Source organism: Alcaligenes sp. PF14, assembly GCF_037150615.1.
In the GTDB taxonomy this organism is placed as follows: Bacteria; Pseudomonadota; Gammaproteobacteria; order Burkholderiales; family Burkholderiaceae_B; genus Alcaligenes; species Alcaligenes phenolicus.
Map to the genome: position 1 here is coordinate 165,546 of NZ_JBAGRS010000001.1, position 17,513 is coordinate 183,058.

Annotated in this window: 16 protein-coding genes; 14 read left to right on the plus strand and 2 right to left on the minus strand. The window is 55.7% G+C overall.

The annotated features are described in order from the left end of the window. Positions 1–25: 25 nt before the first annotated feature. The 3 genes from WFM49_RS00735 (at position 26) to WFM49_RS00745 (ending at position 3,333) form a co-directional block, all read left to right on the plus strand. A complete protein-coding gene (locus WFM49_RS00735; RefSeq protein ID WP_254498933.1) occupies positions 26–700 on the plus strand; it encodes a hypothetical protein in 675 nt (224 codons plus the stop codon). Further along, positions 693–1,388 carry an RES family NAD+ phosphorylase gene (locus WFM49_RS00740; protein WP_009459224.1) on the plus strand — a complete coding sequence of 232 codons (696 nt, stop codon included), beginning with the start codon at positions 693–695 and terminating at the stop codon, positions 1,386–1,388. The genes WFM49_RS00735 and WFM49_RS00740 overlap by 8 nt, the downstream gene beginning before the upstream one ends. A gap of 193 nt (positions 1,389–1,581) precedes the next feature. After that, positions 1,582–3,333, plus strand: a complete 1,752-nt coding sequence (locus WFM49_RS00745; protein ID WP_336971201.1) for a DUF4153 domain-containing protein — start codon at positions 1,582–1,584, stop codon at positions 3,331–3,333. A 51-nt stretch (positions 3,334–3,384) separates the two neighbouring features. Here the strand turns inward: WFM49_RS00745 and WFM49_RS00750 are convergent, their stop codons facing one another. Continuing rightward, on the minus strand, positions 3,385–4,287 hold the full coding sequence (locus WFM49_RS00750) for an alpha/beta hydrolase (protein WP_336971203.1): 903 nt from the start codon (positions 4,285–4,287) through the stop codon (positions 3,385–3,387). Positions 4,288–4,768: 481 nt separating this feature from the next. Between WFM49_RS00750 and WFM49_RS00755 the strand changes: the two genes are divergently transcribed. From WFM49_RS00755 to fauA, 3 genes are all read left to right on the plus strand, one after another. Continuing rightward, complete coding sequence (locus tag WFM49_RS00755; RefSeq protein WP_336971205.1) at positions 4,769–5,713, plus strand: helix-turn-helix transcriptional regulator; 945 nt, start codon at positions 4,769–4,771, stop codon at positions 5,711–5,713. Between the two features lie 147 nt (positions 5,714–5,860). Then, a complete protein-coding gene (locus tag WFM49_RS00760) occupies positions 5,861–7,036 on the plus strand; it encodes a Bcr/CflA family efflux MFS transporter (protein ID WP_336971787.1) in 1,176 nt (391 codons plus the stop codon). Between the two features lie 106 nt (positions 7,037–7,142). Then, positions 7,143–9,341 carry a TonB-dependent alcaligin siderophore receptor FauA gene (gene fauA, locus WFM49_RS00765; RefSeq protein ID WP_336971207.1) on the plus strand — a complete coding sequence of 733 codons (2,199 nt, stop codon included), beginning with the start codon at positions 7,143–7,145 and terminating at the stop codon, positions 9,339–9,341. Between the two features lie 175 nt (positions 9,342–9,516). Here fauA and WFM49_RS00770 read toward each other — a convergent pair whose 3' ends face one another. Beyond that, positions 9,517–10,041 carry a DinB family protein gene (locus WFM49_RS00770; RefSeq protein WP_336971209.1) on the minus strand — a complete coding sequence of 175 codons (525 nt, stop codon included), beginning with the start codon at positions 10,039–10,041 and terminating at the stop codon, positions 9,517–9,519. A 168-nt stretch (positions 10,042–10,209) separates the two neighbouring features. Here WFM49_RS00770 and WFM49_RS00775 point away from each other — a divergent pair, with 168 nt between their 5' ends. The 8 genes from WFM49_RS00775 to WFM49_RS00810 all read left to right on the plus strand — a co-directional run bounded on the left by WFM49_RS00775 (position 10,210) and on the right by WFM49_RS00810 (position 17,506). Continuing rightward, on the plus strand, positions 10,210–10,725 hold the full coding sequence (locus WFM49_RS00775) for a MarR family winged helix-turn-helix transcriptional regulator (protein ID WP_009459754.1): 516 nt from the start codon (positions 10,210–10,212) through the stop codon (positions 10,723–10,725). A 62-nt stretch (positions 10,726–10,787) separates the two neighbouring features. Continuing rightward, positions 10,788–11,984 (plus strand): MFS transporter, encoded by a 1,197-nt coding sequence (locus tag WFM49_RS00780; RefSeq protein ID WP_009459753.1) that lies wholly within the window; start codon positions 10,788–10,790, stop codon positions 11,982–11,984. Between the two features lie 97 nt (positions 11,985–12,081). Beyond that, a complete protein-coding gene (locus WFM49_RS00785; RefSeq protein ID WP_009459752.1) occupies positions 12,082–12,921 on the plus strand; it encodes an AfsA-related hotdog domain-containing protein in 840 nt (279 codons plus the stop codon). A gap of 70 nt (positions 12,922–12,991) precedes the next feature. Beyond that, positions 12,992–13,672, plus strand: a complete 681-nt coding sequence (locus tag WFM49_RS00790) for an HAD family hydrolase (protein ID WP_009459750.1) — start codon at positions 12,992–12,994, stop codon at positions 13,670–13,672. 13 nt (positions 13,673–13,685) lie between these two features. Beyond that, entirely contained in the window at positions 13,686–14,201 is a 516-nt protein-coding gene (locus WFM49_RS00795) for a DUF2165 family protein (RefSeq protein ID WP_009459748.1), read from the plus strand. A gap of 141 nt (positions 14,202–14,342) precedes the next feature. Continuing rightward, positions 14,343–15,038: a hypothetical protein gene (locus WFM49_RS00800; RefSeq protein ID WP_009459746.1), complete on the plus strand. Its 696-nt coding sequence runs from the start codon at positions 14,343–14,345 to the stop codon at positions 15,036–15,038. Positions 15,039–15,257: 219 nt separating this feature from the next. Further along, positions 15,258–15,857 carry a TetR/AcrR family transcriptional regulator gene (locus WFM49_RS00805; RefSeq protein WP_336971214.1) on the plus strand — a complete coding sequence of 200 codons (600 nt, stop codon included), beginning with the start codon at positions 15,258–15,260 and terminating at the stop codon, positions 15,855–15,857. After that, positions 15,854–17,506 (plus strand): MFS transporter, encoded by a 1,653-nt coding sequence (locus WFM49_RS00810; protein WP_009459744.1) that lies wholly within the window; start codon positions 15,854–15,856, stop codon positions 17,504–17,506. The genes WFM49_RS00805 and WFM49_RS00810 overlap by 4 nt, the downstream gene beginning before the upstream one ends. Positions 17,507–17,513: the final 7 nt, after the last annotated feature.

Consider the following 17,513-nt stretch of genomic DNA (forward strand, 5'->3'; position numbering starts at 1 on the left):
TAAATAACCTTCAAGGAGTCTATCCATGAGCGTCCTGGTAAGTAGTCCCAGCGTCTCGACCCTGGTGGGTACGCCCAAAGAGGTTAAGGTAAGTTTGGGCAAATCCAAGGCAGAACAAGTGCTGGTGCTGGCTTTCGATCACATCAAACCGGCCGCCTTCAAGGCTTTGGCAGAGAACTTCACCAATGTGGCCTCGTCCATGTTCGAGGTCTTGCAAGAGCGTCAGGACAAGGAGTCGCTGGAGCGCCTGGCCGAAGTGCTGGTGCCGCGCACGCCCCCATCGCCCCGATTGTTGAAAGAAGCTGCCATGCTGGTGCAGGCCCGCAAGGCCGTACTGGAAAGCGGGGACTGGCTCAGTGCCGCAGAAGTGGCGCAACTGGCAGGATTGAGCACACGCAATCCCAGTGCCCAGCCCAACAAGTGGAAGAAGCAGGGGCAGATTTTTGCCATCAATCATGGTGGTGTGGATTATTTCCCCGGCTACGGTCTGGACCCGGACACCAGTTTTCGTCCCGCCAAACCCTTGGCGCAAGTGCTCGACATTCTGGCCGGGCATAAAGACAGCTGGGGCATGGCCTACTGGTTCATGTCCACCAACAGCTTCTTGGGTGGCAAGCGCCCGCAGGACTTGTTGATTTCTGCGCCGGAAAAGGTCATCGCCGCTGCGCAAGATGAAGTGCAAGCCGTGACTCATGGCTAAGCCTGCGGCTCTGGATAAAAAGCACATCCCGGCGGAGGGGGTATCGGTAATCCCCGTTCCGGACGGTGAGCTGCGCTTGACCTTGATGGACTGGCCCAAAGGGCAGTTACTGCATCGCGTTCATCAAGATAAATATTTGGCGACTCAGTTCAATCCGGGCATGCAGGGCAATGCGCGTTTCAGTCCGATTCAGGATGAGCAGGGCAAGCCGATTCCCACCTTGTACGGTGGCACCAGCCGCGATTGCGCCATGATGGAGACTGTCTTTCATGACGTTCCGCACGCCGCAGGCTTTAAAAGCTATGACAAGAAAAAGTTGTTGGGGCAGGTGCATTCCACCGTGCTGCTGAACGCGCCTTTGGTGTTAGTGGATCTGGCCAGCGTTTCGCTAAGGAAGCTGGGTGTGACACGCAAGCAACTGATCGACACTGAAAAAGATCAATATCCGGCAACCCGCCTGTGGGCTGCCGCGATTTATCAGCAATGCCCCCAAGCCCAAGGCTTGTGCTGGGTGTCCCGGCAGGACGATTCGGCGCGAGCTGTGATGCTCTTTGGGAATCGCATCGTCAAAAGCGTCTTGAAAGCCCAGGGCCCATCGCAGAGCTTGAGCGAAGATCCGGTTAGCTACGATGCCGTGCTGGATCTGGCCGAACGGATTGGGGTGGTGATCGTTCCAGGTAGTGCCTAAGTAATCGATATCTTCAGGCCTAACGTCTGCTTACAAGAGCGGCTCTATCCGGTACTGAGAGACGGCTCTTCACCGTACTAAACTAGCCCAGTTTTGCAGGGCATAGTCTGGGCTTTCCTTTTATGGCCTGATGTCGTCAGCAATGGTGCTTTCCATATGCTGTCATTGTTGAATCGACTGCTTTTTACTCACCATGATTGCGATCTCATTTTCTTCCTTACAAAACCGGCGGACGCTGACCTTGTGTTTGGCCGGGGCCCTGCTGGGCCTGCTTGAATGGGTGGCCTTCAGCAATTTGATGATGGCGCCTGCGCCGCGCGAGCATATCTGGGTGTCCTTGCTGTTGGCTATAGGAATCTTTGGGGTGGCGTCTTTCACCTTGCTGATGCACGTCGCTGTGCGCAAGGCCTTGCTGGTGTCCCTGGGGCTGGGAGTGGCCAGCGCGGCGCTGATCTTGCAGGCGCAAGGGGGATATGCTGAGGTCGCCCTTTTTTGGCGGGCCCCGCAGATGTGGGTGGCAATGGGGCTGCTGGCGACTATTACTCTGCCATTTCTTGCCATTCTGGTAGAGCGTCCACGCGATTGGGCTGATTACCGTCGCCTGTTCGAGCTGAGTTGGTCCATGGTGTGTTCCTGGGCCGTCGCATTGTTCTTCTGCGGCCTGGCCTGGGGCGTGTTGATGGCGTGCCATATGTTGCTCAGCTTTGTCGGCATCACCCTGTTAGGGGATGTTCTGCTGGAACCCACGGTTGCGGCTGTGGTGTCTGGTGCTTTGGTGGGAGCCGGTCTGGCGCTGGCCTCGGACTCGGATGGTGGCTATCTGTCCCCCATTCTGTTGCTGAAACTGCTGCGTTTGCTGACCCCTGTTTTGCTGGTGGTGATGGTGGTGTTCATCGTCGCCTTGCCCTGGCGTACGGGTGAGGGCTTGCCACTGGCCGCCCTGTGCGTGGCGGCTGTTCTGGGGGCGTCGACTCTGGTGTCTTCTGTTGTTGCGGACGAGGACACGAATGCCAGCGCAAACCCTTTATTGCGCGCCTCGGCCCGTTTACTGGGTTTTGTCATGCCCGTGCTGGCAGGCGTTGCCTTGTGGGCGATTTGGGCGCGGGTTGCTCAATATGGTTGGACCCCCAGTCGTGTTCTGGTCATGACAGCAGCGCTGGTGGCAGCGGGCTATGGTTTGAGTTACTTCTGGGCTGCCTGCCACCCTCAACACTGGATGGCGCGAGTACGCCGTTCGAATGTGGGGATGGCGTTGGCCCTGATAGTGCTGGCCATTATCTGGCTGCTTCGCATCGGCTCTCCCGAAGCGATCTCGGCGGCTTCGCAAGTGGCCCGGCTGGAGGCCGGCACGCTAAGCGCGGATGAGTTCCCGGATACGGAAATGAGAATGTATTGGGGACTGCCAGGGCAAAAGGCCGTGGACTATGTGGTTGAGAAAAACCTGTTGGTTGGCAGCTCTGAGGAAGCTTCTGAAGAGGCTGTGCCGGACAAGGATCTGGAAGTCTGGGACATCGGTGAGGACAAGGCGCGGCAGATGCTCTTGGGCTCTTTGCCCAGCTCTCCGGCTGACCATCCTTTACGTCAGTCCTTTATCGAAACCTATCCAGGTTGGGACATCGCCTATCTGGCCAAGGCTTGCGAGACTCGAACTCAGGGTAACCACGCCGGTTGCTTGCTGGTATTTGTGGATTTGTTGCCGGGCGAAGCGGGAGACGAAGCGATTGTTCTGTCGGTCAACAACCCCATGAATAATGGTGCTGTCTTTGTGCAGACCGCTAATGGGGAATGGGAGAAGGCGACCGCTTTCACGCCCGGTTTGTCGCCGGATAATATGGGCGCCGTCATTGATGGCATTCACGCCAAGGGAGCGGTCATTGAGCCCGCGCCTTTCAGTGTCTTGAAGTTGCCGGACGGCGGCTTTATAGGTGCAGCTCAGCGCCCTTGAGGGCAGGGCGCTGATAGAGCGATCAGTAGTGATGCCTTTGGTTTGAAGGCATCACGGCTGGGCCGCAAGTCGCAGAGCAGGCTTCAAGGAGGCGGCCAGCATCTGCCCGTGGTTCAAGTCGCTGAAGTTTTCGTAGCTGACGGTCAGCCCTGCATCCTGCAAATGCTTGGCCATATCCTGTGCGGACCATTGAGCCGCAGCATTGCTCATGGAGGTACTGCGGCGCTGCCCGCCCACCATGATGGCAATGCGCTTGTCCTTGGCCTGCGTTGTATCAAAAGCCTGAGCCGTCTTGACCAGAATCCCGTCATACCACCACAGGGAGGGATCGCCCGCCACGTAGCGCTGGTACAGATCAGGATGGGTGAACAGGGTGTGCAAGGCGAACAGGCCGCCGTAAGAGTGGCCCCACAGGGTCTGGCGGGAGCGATCAATAGGCTCGCGTTCTTCCACGGCAGGCTTGATGTGGGTTTCTATATAGTCCAGAAAAATATCTGCACCGCCGCCTGAACGGCCCCGTACTTCCACAGGTTTGCTGACGCCGTTTTCCGTAACGGGAGGCGTGTAGTCGAAGGCGCGGGCAATCACATCGTGGCGCGCTTCGGTGTCGTAGCCAATGGCAACCAGGACCGGGGCAGACAAGGCGCTGATGGCTTTCAGGTCGTCCACATCAATACTGGCCATGGCGGCATTGCCATCCACCATATAAATCACCGGATGACCGCGTGCGGGAGCGGGGCGGTTGGGCGTGCCTATCTGTATTTTGTAGTGCCGCTTGCCGTCTTCCGAGGACATGATCAGCGTCTCAAAACGGTACAGACTTTGTTGCTGGTCCACGATGGAGGGGCCGGCTGCCTCGTTCCAGGGGCGCTGGGTTTGCTGGGCGTGGGAGGGAAGTGTGAACGCCAGGCAGAGCGTGGCGGCACTGATCAGAAAGCGGGGCAGGGAGGTCATTATCAAAGTGTAGGGCGATAAGGTAAGTTGATAATGATTATTATTACATCCCGCGGCATCTGTAGTGACGAATCAATTTATACAGCTGGTAAGCCGCGATGCTGCTAAAGAACAAAGCGGGGACAGACCAGACTGCTCCCCCACTGATCAGGTTATTACCTTCAGGCCCATAGCAGCTTGAAGAAGCGTCTTGAATGCAGTCGCGATACTGGTAATAGCGTTCGTAAAATAGCCACCAGAAAAAGAGAGCAGCGATGGTATGGATTATAAATTTCATGCTGGTTCAGCGTACAGAGACAGGCTTGCCTGCCAGTCTATCCCGATAGCGCAGGTTTCATGACGGCAAGGGTAGAAATATAAAGCCGCCATATAATTGAGAATGTGTGCTATTCTCATGTGGCCTATTTCACCCTTTCCTGCCATCCGCGCCATTAAAGAATTATTTGCGGGCCTGGCTCGGGCTGCTTGCTCCCACACTCCTATGATCAGATTTACGGTATCGGACTTTGACCGACTCGGTAGTCCGACGGGTTTTCGCTATTGCTTGCCGGATTACAACGGTCCCAAGCAGGACATGGAGCAGGTTTGTATTGCCGAAGGGCGCGTGCAGGAATACGAGGTCCGGCCCGGCATGAAGATGGTGCTTTCAGACATCATCACTCACCACCAATACCAGGCGACCTCTTTGGCCGCGCCGCAGTTCTCGGCCATTGTCATGTTGCAGGGTCGGGCGCAGACTCAGCTCGCCAGCCAGAAAACGGTCAGCATGATGGCTCAAAGTGGGGCCACCATTGCACATGCGGACGCGGTGGCCATGACAGGAACTCATCCTGCTGGGCAGCGTCTGCGTGGCTTGAACATCACTTTACATACGCCTGACAGCTTGGCTGATTCGCCCTTGGGAGAGATGCTGGCCAACGTCATGGGTTCTTCGCGGATACGATTGCAACGCTGGGCGGTGCCCCCGCATTTGTTGACCGCGATCGATCAGTTGATAGACAGTCCCTGGCAGGGCACCTTGCACAATCTGTTGTTGGAGGGGGTCAGCTTGCAAGTGCTGGCTTATGCGCTGGATGGCCTGGCCCGAGAAACAGAAAAAGATTCCCCCGTCTCCGCGCGCGACCGGCAATTGCTCGAACGTGTCAGAGAGCGCCTCTACCATTCGCCTGGCGAGGACTACACCTTGGCAGATCTGGCCAAACTGGCCTGCATGAGTCCCAGCACTTTGCGGGTGAAGTTTCAGGCGGTCTATCAATGCTCGGTATTTGGCTGGCTGCGTGAGCGCAGGCTGGAACTGGCGCGAGAGTATCTGGCACAAGGCTGGAGCGTACAGCAGGCAGCGCACTATGTAGGCTATCGCCATGCCACCAACTTCGCCACGGCATTCCGTGAGCGCTATGGCATCTCACCCAGCGAATTGAACTAGGCTGTCCCGTCATTGCCCAAAGCTCTTCAGGCATTGCGCATTCCCCGACGGTGCTTGCATCGCTCATGCTGAAAGACCCTGCCCCTTGTGGGCCGCTTCTTTTTGTATTTGACTGTGCCGCCTTTCCTGCTTCCTCCGTATCCCTTGATGGTTTTGATGTTGGGCCTGCTGGCCTGCGTGGCACCGGCCACCATTGATGCCTATTTACCTGCATTCAGCTCTCTGGAACAGGAATTCAATGTGCCGCCACACAGCGTGCAGCAGACCCTGGGTGTGTATATGTCTGCGTATGCGGCCATGTTGCTCTTGCATGGTACCTTCTCCGATGCCTGGGGACGCAAGCCAGTGGTGCTGGTTTCCTTGCTGGTTTATGTGGCAGGTTCTGTGATGGCGGCTGTAGCGCCCAGCTTCTCGTTCTTGTTGGCGGGCCGTGTCCTGCAGGGCTTGTCCGCCGGAGCTGGCTTGGTCATCGGGCAGGCCATGGTGCGTGATTGCTATCAGGGGCAGCAGGCGCAGCGCACATTTTCTTATATCGTGCTGGTGTTCAATGTCTCGCCCGCGCTGGCGCCGATTGTGGGCGGGCAGTTGATCGCCCATCTGGGCTGGCGCTCCGTGTTCTGGATGCTGGCCGTATTGGCCGCGCTGGCTGCTTGCCTGTGCGCGCTGCGCCTGCCAGAGACCTTGCCGACGTCCAGACGCCAGCCTTTGGTCTGGTCGCAGTTGCGGGTCGAGCTATGGTTTTTGCTGCGCAATATCTCTTTTATGGGGATGAGCCTGGCTTTGAGCTTGTTGATCGGTGCGCAGGCATTTTTGATTGGCGCCGCGCCTGACTTCATCACCCATACCTTGAAGCTGCCCGAGACCGCGTTTGCTGCCTTGTTCGTGCCCTTGGTGATTGGGGCCAGCGCGGGAGCCTTGGCCTCGGCTCTGCTCTCCCGACGTTGGGAAGCGCGCAAGCTGATTACTTGTGCCTATGGCTTGATGCTGGGGAGCTGCCTGGCCTATGTCGCCTACCTGGCACGTGCTGCAGAACCCGCGTTGCTGTGGGCGGTCGGGTTGCCGGCATTCTTTGCCGCCGGGCTGGCCATGCTGTTTCCGGTGATGACCATGCAGGTCTTGGTGCAGGTTCCCGCACGCGCAGGGCTGGCGGCTTCCTTGCTGGGGTTTTGTCAGATGGCTACCTTTTCCCTGGTCAGTGGCTGGTGCGTACCTTGGGTTTACGGGCAGCCTGTGCGCATGGCGGCCGCGATGCTGTTGGCCGTAGTTGCCAGTCTTGTCGCTTGGCTTTGGCTGCAAAAGCGTGCAGATCGGGCCGTGTCATAGGCAGGACTGATGTTTGGCATAGCGTTTTTGCGTTTGTGAATACATCGCTCTCAAGCATGAAGATGATAATTGTTCGCATCTAAAACCTTTGCTGAGATCCACCTTCATGTTTGCCGTTTCTTCCAGCTCTGCTCGCCTGCGAGTGCGTTTGCTGACACCTCTTACTCGCTCCGCCATGCTGCTGGCGGCCGCGGGCAGCCCAGCCTGGGCACAGGACAAGGCTCCTGATCAATCCCCCGTGGAGCTGTCCACAATTACGATCAAAGGCAATCGAGATCCGGGGGTGACCGAAACCAGCCAGTCCTACACTACCAAGGCAATGAGCACAGCCACGGGTTTGTCACTGTCCATTCGTGAAACACCGCAGTCGGTCAGCGTGGTGACCCGCCAGATGATGGAAGATCGCGGTATGCAGACAACGGCCGATGCCCTGCAAAGCGCCCCGGGTATTTCCGTGACGCGCAGCGATACCAACCGTTATTCCTTTTCCTCGCGTGGCTTTGGTATCGATAACTATCAGTTTGATGGCTGGACCCAGCCTGTGCTCTCGCCCTGGGCTTTTGGTGAAAGCAATCTGGACCTGGTGGTGTTTGATCGGGTTGAAGTGGTGCGCGGTGCGACAGGTTTGATGACGGGGGCGGGCAGCCCCTCGGCCTCGGTCAACTATGTACGCAAGCGTCCCTTGCGTGATTTTGCAGCATCGGGGGGCGTGAACGTAGGCAGCTGGGACTTTGCCCGTGGTTATGCCGATGTTTCCACACCCATTACCGAAGATGGCCGTATTCGCGGGCGTATTGTGGGGGCTTATGGCAAGGCCAATAGCTACACCAGTTTGCAGGACACCAAGACGCGCACCTTGTATGGCGTGATTACGGCTGACCTGATGCCCGGCATGGAATTGACTGGTGGAGTGGCCTATCAGTCCAGCTCGAACAATGGCTTTGGCAGTGGTTTTCCGCTGTTCTATAGCGATGGTTCGCGTACAGACTTCAAGCGCTCTGTTTCCAACAATACGGACTGGTCGCGCATCGAGAATGACACCACCACGGGCTTTCTGGATTTGAGCCATCAGTTTGCCAATGACTTGAAGCTGCGCCTGACTTATAACCAGTCGCACACCGATGCATCCATGAAGCAGATTTTCCGGGGCGGCTACCCGGATCGGGAAACCGGCTTGGGTACTGCCAACTCCTATTCCTATTACAAGGGGGATGTGCGTCGCAAGGCATTCAATGCCTCTTTGTCCGGCCCCTTCGAGCTGTTCGGTAAAGAGCATGAGTTCTCTGCGGGCTGGATGATGTCCCAGGACCGCGTCTCCTTCCCGCAGTATCGCGCCCTGGCACCTTTGCCGGATGCGGGCAGTTTTTATCAGCCGGGCCGCGTGCCCGAACCCGTGTGGTCAGGCGAGCCCTCCCAGGCGGATGACATGAACAACAGACAGTCTGGTGCCTATGCCGTAGGGCGTTTTTCCTTGATGGATAATCTGCGCTTGATGGTAGGTGGACGCTTGAGTAACTGGGAGACGGACCAGACCTACTTTGGTGCCAAACGCCAGTATCGCAACCGCAATGAGTTCATCCCTTATGCCGGCCTGATCTACGACTTTGACGACACCTACACGGCTTACGCCAGCTATACGGAAATCTTCAAACCGCAGAACGCCCGCAACGAACAGGGTGATCTTCTGGCTCCCATCACGGGTAAAAGCTACGAACTGGGCTTGAAGGCCGCCTGGCTGGATGGCCGCTTGAATGGGGCGGTATCCGTGTTCCAGACCCGCCAGGACAATCTTGCCGAAGCCACTGGCAATAATGTGATCGGCGCGCCGCCCAATACCCCCGCCTATCGCCCCGTGTCAGGAGCCAAGGTAGAAGGTATCGAACTGGAGCTGGGCGGGGAGTTGATGCCCGGTTGGAACCTGGCCAGCAGCTTGACGACCTTCACGGCCAAGGATGCACAAGGCAAACCCATCAACACCAGCAAGCCGCGTACTTTGTTCAAGCTCTACACCACCTATCGTTTGCAGGGCGATTGGCAAGGGCTGACAGTGGGTGGTGGTATCGACTGGCAAAACCGCATGTACCAGGATGCGACCGCACCGGGCCGTAAAGTGGTCAAGGTAGAGCAGGGCAGCTATGCCATCGTCAACCTGATGGCGCGCTATGACTTCAACAAGCGCATGTCCGCCACGCTGAACGTGAATAACCTGTTCGACAAGAAGTACTACTCGCAGATCGGGTTTTATAACCAGGGCTGGTATGGGGCGCCCCAGAACGTGATGCTGTCCTTGCGGGCGCAGTATTAAGAGAGAAAGGTGCAGGCAGTAGAGCCTGATGCAAAAGCCTGCTTGCCATCGCCAAGCAGGCTTTTTTATTGGAAGCGGATAGGTTGCTTGCTGTATCTCGGACACCGAGATCTTGTAGCCCTTGAGCTACAAGTACAGCGCTGTCGGTCTGCTTTGAGGCCTGCGGGCTACAAAATCAGGACACCAAAGCCAATAAATCAGTCACCCCAATATCGACACCTGCCTGATACAACAAGGTGCTGGCCTGACCGCGATGGTGAGTCTGGTGATTAAAAAAGTGCGTCACTAAAAGCGCAAAATCCTTCTCCATACTCTGGCCCGCCATATTGCTGTAGCGTAGCGTTTGGCCCAGTTGCTCCGGTGTCAGCGTGGCGGCCCAATCAATAATGATCCGGTCCAGCTTGTGACGGTACTGATTCAGTTCTGCCAAGGTGTCGAACAACTGCTGGTCCAGTGCACGTGGCTTGGCAAATACGCCGATTTGCTCGCGCAAGACGTGGGCATCAGGATGCCGGGCAAAGCGCTGCAGCCAGACGGTGTCTCCCACAGCAATGTGCATCATGGTCTTGAACAGCGAACCGAAGAAAGCCCCGCGTTCCTGATGCAAGTCCTGCGCTGAAAGGCTCGCCGCTGCATTGTAAAGACGGCGGTTCATCTGGTTGTTGTAGGATGCCATGCGGATGGCGGTTTGGGGTGTCATGGAGTGCGTTGTCAGGGGCTGGAGTATCCAGATTATTTCTTTAAACAGGCTACAGGAGCAAGACTGAATCTTGTCTTTGCCTGTCATGACTTGCCCCAATGTCAAAGCGCTTGACCTGCAGATAGGTAGTCAGCTACATTTCAGCCATGGTGATTATTTGGTGGCGCGATGTTTGAACTCAAGGACCTTCCCAGTTACGACACATTGGTAACGCTGGGAGCCGAGTACAGCAATCCGGATGTGGATGGTTTGCATACCTGGTTGATCTGGGCTTCTGCCACCAGCGAGATGTTGTCTGCGTTTGAGGCCAATCTTGATCGGACAAGCGGTTTGTCTCAGACCCAGTTCTTTGTTCTGATTTTGCTGAAACGCAATCCAGAGGGGCTGAGTATTGGTGTACTGGCCGACGGGGTGTCGGTGACGTCGCAAACCATGACACGCATTATTGATCGCATGGAAGCAGCAGGCCTGTGTGATCGGGAGCAGCACCCGCAAGATCGTCGTGCCTGGGTGGTTCGATTGACCGAGCACGGGGCACAGGTGCTGGGCCAAGCCTTGCCAGCGCATTATGTGTGGGTTGCCAAGCTGATGAGCCATTTCGATGAATCAGAGCGGGAGATGCTGATTCGATTGATGTTCAAGATTAAGCAGGAAGGCGTGTTGCCCAAGACAAACGGCGGATAGTTGTCTGCCGTTTTTTTTAAACAGATATGTAGCTTACTGTATAACAGCCAGGAACATTAAAGATGAATGTATCCGCACATGAAGAGGGATCTGTAGGTACGGGCCTGCGGGCATTGATGGTGATCTGTGCCTTGTCCGTCGTCTCTTTGCTTTATCTGCCTTTGCCGGTGCTTGCCGTCCTGGAGCAATCCTACGGGGTGGGTGCAACAGGCATGGTCAGCAGTTTTGGGTTTGCCTACGCCTTGGGTTTTCTGATTTTTGGACCGCTGTCGGATCGCTTGGGGCGCTGCAAGGTCATGGTTGGCGGCTTGCTGGCTTTGGCCGGACTGACTGCTTTGCTGGCGGTGGTGCAGTCACCTGCCGCCATTGTTGTTGGCCGGCTGTGTCAGGGGCTGGCTGCTTCTTCATTTCCTCCGGTGGCGATTGCCTATCTGGCAGAGCGGGGCAGTCCACGACAGAGGATGTGGAGTGTTGCCTGGATGAGCACCGCCTTTTTGTCGGCAGGCCTGCTGGGGCAAATATATGGCGGCTTGATTGCCGGTCGTTGGGGGCTAGGAGCGGCTTTCTTGCCCTTGAGTGGCATTTTCATGCTGACGGCATGGCGCTTATGGCGCAGAGCGGCAGATGAGATGGAGTCGCAGGGCCTGCACGGTTTTCTGCGCAATTACCGATCGGTGGGCCGACTGCTGGCCAACCCCGGATTGCTGCGTGTCTATGTGCCGGCCTTCTTTCTGCTGCTGTGCTTTGTTGCCTTTTATATGACGCTTGATAGCAAGCTGGCTGCGCAGTTCACACAGTTGGGCCTGTCTCCCATGATGACGCGCGCTCTGGTTGCCCCTGCCTTTTTGATGCCTTTATTGGTGGCGCTGGTCATGCCCAGAATGGGGCCTCAGCGAGTACTGAGCGCTGGCCTGGTGTGTGCTGCCACCGGCCTGGCACTCAGTGCGTTAGCCGGACAGGCCCATCCTTTGGGACTGCTTGGAGCCAGTTTCATCTTTGTGGCTGGGATTGGTATCAGTGTGCCGAGCCTGATCGCTCGAGTAGCCGGGCTAAGCGAATTGTCAGTACGAGGTTTGGCGGTATCGCTTTACACCTTTGTGCTGTTCATCGGCGCAAGCCTGGGGCCTTGGGTGGCTCAGCAGATTGCGGCCTGGCCTTTGGAGGATACGTATTTATTGCTGGCTGGCTTGCTGGCAGGATGTGCGATCTATGCCCTTAGTGGATTAAGGCGCAGTGAGGTGCTCGTTAACAAGCAATAAGAAAAAAGACAGCTATCACGGAAAGATGAGAAGGGCTCAGTTAATAAGTGCCTTTGCAAAACATCAGCGTCAAGAATTTTTAAGGGAGAGTAGAAAAATGGAAGTACTTATTGTTGTTCCGAAGGGCTTTGACCGCTTTGCTCAGAATGAAAATTTATTGCTGTATGAGCGTCTGATGAAGCTGTTGCATGACGAGTCTCCTGAACGTGGACCGTTGGCTGGCCGGCAGTTGATCGCTGGCCAGGGTTTGAGTCAGGAGCAGGTCAGTCATGCCTGGTTTGTAGGTATCAGTAAAGGCCTGCTTCAGGAGTTCAAGCATTGGCACACATGGCGAGGGAAGCGCCTGGCTGCCAAGCCCCTGGTACATAAGCATCGCCCGGAAAACACTCTGATTTCCGTACCTGAAGTTGCGCAAGATGGTGGCTTTATTGCGGACTTGATGCTGGATGATCGGAACGAGCTGATGCTGGACCATCTGACTGGACAGCATGTGCAGGGAATGGTGCTGACAGAGGCGTGCCGTCAGATGTTTTTGGCGGTAACGGAGCGGTTTTGCCTGGAAGACTACCAAGCACCCAAGCGCTACTTTGTGATCAACACGATGACGATGCGGTTTCAGGCGTTTGCGTTTCCTTTGCCCGCTCAAATCCGCTATCACGTTCTGGAGCAGAAAAAGCTCAGGGCGGATCGGGTCTGGTTCCATGCTGACATGAATATTTATCAGGGCGGTGCAGTCGTTGCAGGTATGGAAGTCAAGTTCACGGTCTTTGATGATGTGCTGATTACTCAGAAGGAAAACCAGTTGGCCGCCAGTGTTGTCCAGCAGTATGTCAATGAGTTGGGCATGCTCAATGCCCAGAGCGATGTCACGGATGATGTCTCTGCCTTTCTATCGAATCAGGCAACGGCTTCTTGCCCAGAGCAAGCCTTGCTGTAGAGCGATTACGGTTTTTTGAAAGATCGTCGACCAGGATTTTGTCCTGGTCGAACTTAAGGAAAGGCAGGGGATGGGAACAATTCAATTTGCATTTTTTGATGTTGATGAAACTCTCATCAACATGAAAAGCATGTTCAGTTTTCGCAATTACTACTGGTGTAAAACGCTTGGACAAGAGGGCGGTGAGGCTGCTAGTCAAGAAGCTGAGCGGCGAATGCGTGGACAGATTGCCGATGGTACATCCAGAGACGAAATTAATCGCTTGTTCTGGCATGTGTTCAAGGGCTGCAGACAAACTGATTTACAAGCAGCGATAGCAGACTGGCATCAGCAAATGCGCCAGCAAGAGAACTACTACATTCAGCCAGCCATCCAGGCTTTGCGGGAGCATCAGCGCAATGGCGTTCAGCCTGTGTTTGTATCTGGCTCCAGTTGCGACATTCTGCAGCCCCTGGCTCGAGATCTGGACGTGCGCTATGTGCTGGCTAATCAGTTGGAGATTCTCGCGGGCAATTACACCGGTGAAATCATGGGAATACAGACCATTGGCGAAGGGAAGCGGCGAGCCGTTCAACGGTTTCTGGAGCGTCAGGCAGGATGCGCTGCGGATTGTTATGGGTACGGCGATCACATTTCTGATCTGCCCATGCTGGAGCTTGTCGGTTTTCCGCGGGTGATAGCAGGAGACCCGAATTTGATGGGCATAGCACAAGAGCGTGGCTGGCCCATCTTGAATCAGTATTCCTTGTGATGAGGTAGGGATTATGTCGATACGTCTTATTGCGTTTAGTCGTTTGCTGATCCTGGGTGGCTTGGCTATGTGGTTGTCGATTGCCGTCATTAACAACGTCACGGATTCCGGGACTAATCGTTTACTGCTGAGCCATACGCTTTCTATGGATTTGGTGATGGCGGAGGAGCTGCTGGGTGCAGGCTTGTTGTGGAGGGCTTGGTCGGCGCAGTGGGCTCCGGTGGTTTTATATGTGGTGGCTGCTGTCCAGCTGACTTGTGCCATCTTGCTGTGGTGGGCCGCCCTCTCTTATGCAAAGGCTTTCTGGGTGCAAAAGGCTTGTGTTCTTTTACGTGCTCGCAATCGCGCGGTACTGGCTTTGAGCCTGTTTGTTTTTTTGTGGTTGTTTTTCATCTGCGGCGGTTTGTGGTTTGGGTATTGGCTCAAGCAGGGGCCAGTCCAGATGGTGCACTTTAGCTTGATCGTGATTGGCTTATGCGCTCTGAATTATGTTCAGACGCAAGCTGTAGAGCAAGGCCGCGCGCTCTAGCTCTTTAGACCTGTCTTGGTTTTACGGCCTTGAGTTACCAGCTGGAAAACTTGGCCGTTTTTCTGAAAGCTGATTTTGAGAACGGGCCCATGAAGTTCGTTTTCTCTAGCGTGATGCTTTCTTTTCACAGGAGTCCGCCTTATGCGAGTCCATCTTTCTTTGCCATCCTTGTTTGCCGCTTTGATGATGCAAACGGCCTGGGTTTTTCCTGCTCAGGCTCAACAGAATGTCCTTTCCATTTCGGAGAATGCCATGAGCACGCTTGCCAGCCCTTCTATTGATGCCTTTATTCCGGAAACCCATGCCCAGGTCATGAGCCGTCAGGTCAGTGCGGATGGTGAGGCCGTTGTGTTGACGCGCTATGAGCGCAAGGACGGACGTAATGCCGGTCTGGAAGGCGAGCACTTTAGTTCGGTAATTGCGCCGTCAGGTCGCCTTAAAGGTTTTGCCAATATCTCTCTGGACCTGGTGGGCCGTCCTTTGCCAGACAGCCAGCGCAGTGAGGAAATCGCACGTGCGTTCCTGCAGCAGTATGCTCCTGACTTGTTGCCTCGCATGGAAATTCATTGGATCGACAAGCATGACGAGCCGATTCGTGTGGAGCGTAATGGCCGTATGGAGACGGTCACCTTGACCGGGATGAAGGTGAAGGCTCGCAATCTGGAGGATCGTCTGTGGTTCTGGGTGATTGTGGGCCCGGATGAGCAACCTATGATCTTTGAACGTGACATCACATGGATTACCTTTCCCGGGCATAGGCAAACTGAAAAATGGCTGCATGACAGCTGGCTGAAGAAGCAGCCCAAGGAGAGTTCGAGTGGTTCCAAAGTGGGCTAAGGGCCTGCGCGGTGGGATCTGAATAGAACAGGGCGCGACTGCTTGCGGTCGCGTCTTTTTCGTCGGAGTACGTTTTTTTTGCAATAAAGGCAGACAGCCAGCCCCGGACTTTTCCTGCGTGCCTTGGCAGGCTTTATTTCATATATGGAATATCGTTTCTTACAGCTTTTTTAGCTTGATGCCTTTTTAAGCGGACAAAACTGTCCGTATAATTTCGGAATGAAAAACCGGAATTTACCTAATCGTTCTGATGCCTTGGAACGCCGGGAACTGTTGCTGGATGCGGCTAACACGGTCTTTAGCAAGTGTAGTGTCACGGCCCCTTTGGATCAGGTTGTGTCGCAGGCAGGGGTAGGACGGGCGACGCTCTATCGCAATTTCCCTGATCGGGCTGCCTTGATGGAGGCGTTGCTGATACGGGCAGCAGACCGGATTGAAGAGCGCTTCTTAAGCAAGCGCAAAGGCAATGCCCAGGACTTCAAGGTCTTGATGCAGGTGCTGGCAGGGTTCGCGCTGGAGTCGGCTCCCATGTCGGATTACTGGAAGGCGATTGACCCCAATCACCCCACCATTGTGGGGGTGCGCGCACGTTTGGTTGATCTGGCGCGCGAACCCTTGGCAATGGGGCAGGCCGCCGGGCAGTGCAACCCGGCCTTGCAGCCCACGGACATTCCCTTGTTGATTGGCATGCTGGCTGCCAGCTTGCGGGGGCGCACGGACAAGGAAAGGCTACTGTTCGTAAAACGCTCGCTGAAGTTCTTGTGTGAAGGCGTGTTGTTGCAGGTGGACCGTAATGCTCCCGATTGGGAGCCTGAATGAGTCAGTACATCAAGCCGCATCCACATTGGGAGGAGCATGAAAAGCCCTTCATGCCGGGCTCGCCATCGGCACCTCATCATGAATCGCATATCCGTATGGCTTATGGTCTGGTTGCGATTCTGGTTGGTTTGACAGGTGGTTTGGGTAATGCCCTGGTGTCGGTGAATTTGCCGACGCTGCAAGGGGAGCTGGGGTTGACGCCCTCCGAGGCAGCCTGGTTGCCCGCAGCCTATGCCATGGTCAATATCACCGCCAATTTGCTGGTGTTCAAGTTCAGGCAGCAATATGGCATGCGCCTGTTTGCCGAGATAGGCCTGGGTTTGTATGCCGTTCTGGCCTTGCTGCATCTATCCATTAATAGTGCTGAATCACTGATTTTTCTGCGTGGTGCCAGCGGGTTTTCTGGTGCGGCGGCTAGCACCCTGGGCGTCTTGTACATGCTGCAAGCTTTCCCCAGACGCCTGCTAGGTAAGGCTTTGGTGCTGGGAGTGAGTATCACGCAAATGGCGACGCCCTTGGCCTGGGTGCTGTCGCCGTCCTTGATAGAGCTGGGGAATTGGCACGGCCTGTATAGCTTTGAGGCGGGCATGGCCTTGTGCTCCTTTGCGGCAGTAGTGCTGCTGAAGTTGCCCCCCGGCTATCAGATCAAGGCGTTTGAAAAACTGGACTTCCTGGCTTTTGCCTTGTTTGCTCCGGCTGCCGGTTTGCTGATCGCATTCTTGACGCAAGGCTATATCCGCTGGTGGTTCAACGACACAAGCCTGGCCTGGATGGCGATGGCGTCCTTGTTCCTGTTCACCGTCTGTTCGTTTCTGGAATATCACCGCGTCAATCCTTTGCTGAAAGTGCGGTGGTTGGCGCAGGGTTCCACCATTTACTTTGCCGTCGGGGCCATGATTTTGCGCTTCATCACGACCGAGCAGAACTACGGCATGGTTAATATGCTGCGCAGTTTGGGCATGGGCTCGGAGCAGATGCAGCCTTTGTTCTGGGTGGTGTTTGTGGGCATTGTGTGCGGCATTGTGCTCAGCGCCATCACCTTTGGGCCCAAGACGATTCTGGTACAGGTGTTTGCCGCGATTTTGCTGATTGGCGTGTCCAGCTTCATGGATTTTGGGCGTACCAGCCTGGACCGCCCGCAGGACTTTTTCTATAGCCAGTTCGTGCTGTCCATTGGCGCGGGCATGTTCATGGGGCCCTTGGTGATGATTGGCTTCAAGCAAGCCTTCAAGTATGGCCCCGACCATATCGTGACTTTTATTGTGCTGCTCAATGTTACCCAGACCTTGGGCGGATTGATGGGCACTGCCACGTTGAGCACGTTTCAGCAGCAGAGACAGCAGCATCATTACGCGGCCATTGTCAGCCATGTGAATGTGGCTGAGCCTTTGGTGGCCAATCGTCTGAAACAGCAGCAACAGGCTGTAGGGCCAACGGTGACCGATCCGATGTTGAGGGCGGCGACGGGCACGGCTCAGTTGGCACAGATTGCCCGCCGCGAGGCCAGTGTCAGGGCGTACAACGATGTTTTTCTGTTGATTGGCATTCTGGCGACGGGCTTTTTGCTGTGGCCCGTGTTGCTGGCCGCTGGCCCCGCTATTCAGTCCAGACGAGCGCAAGCCGCTGCTGGCACTTCTTCGAATTCTTAAACCTGGT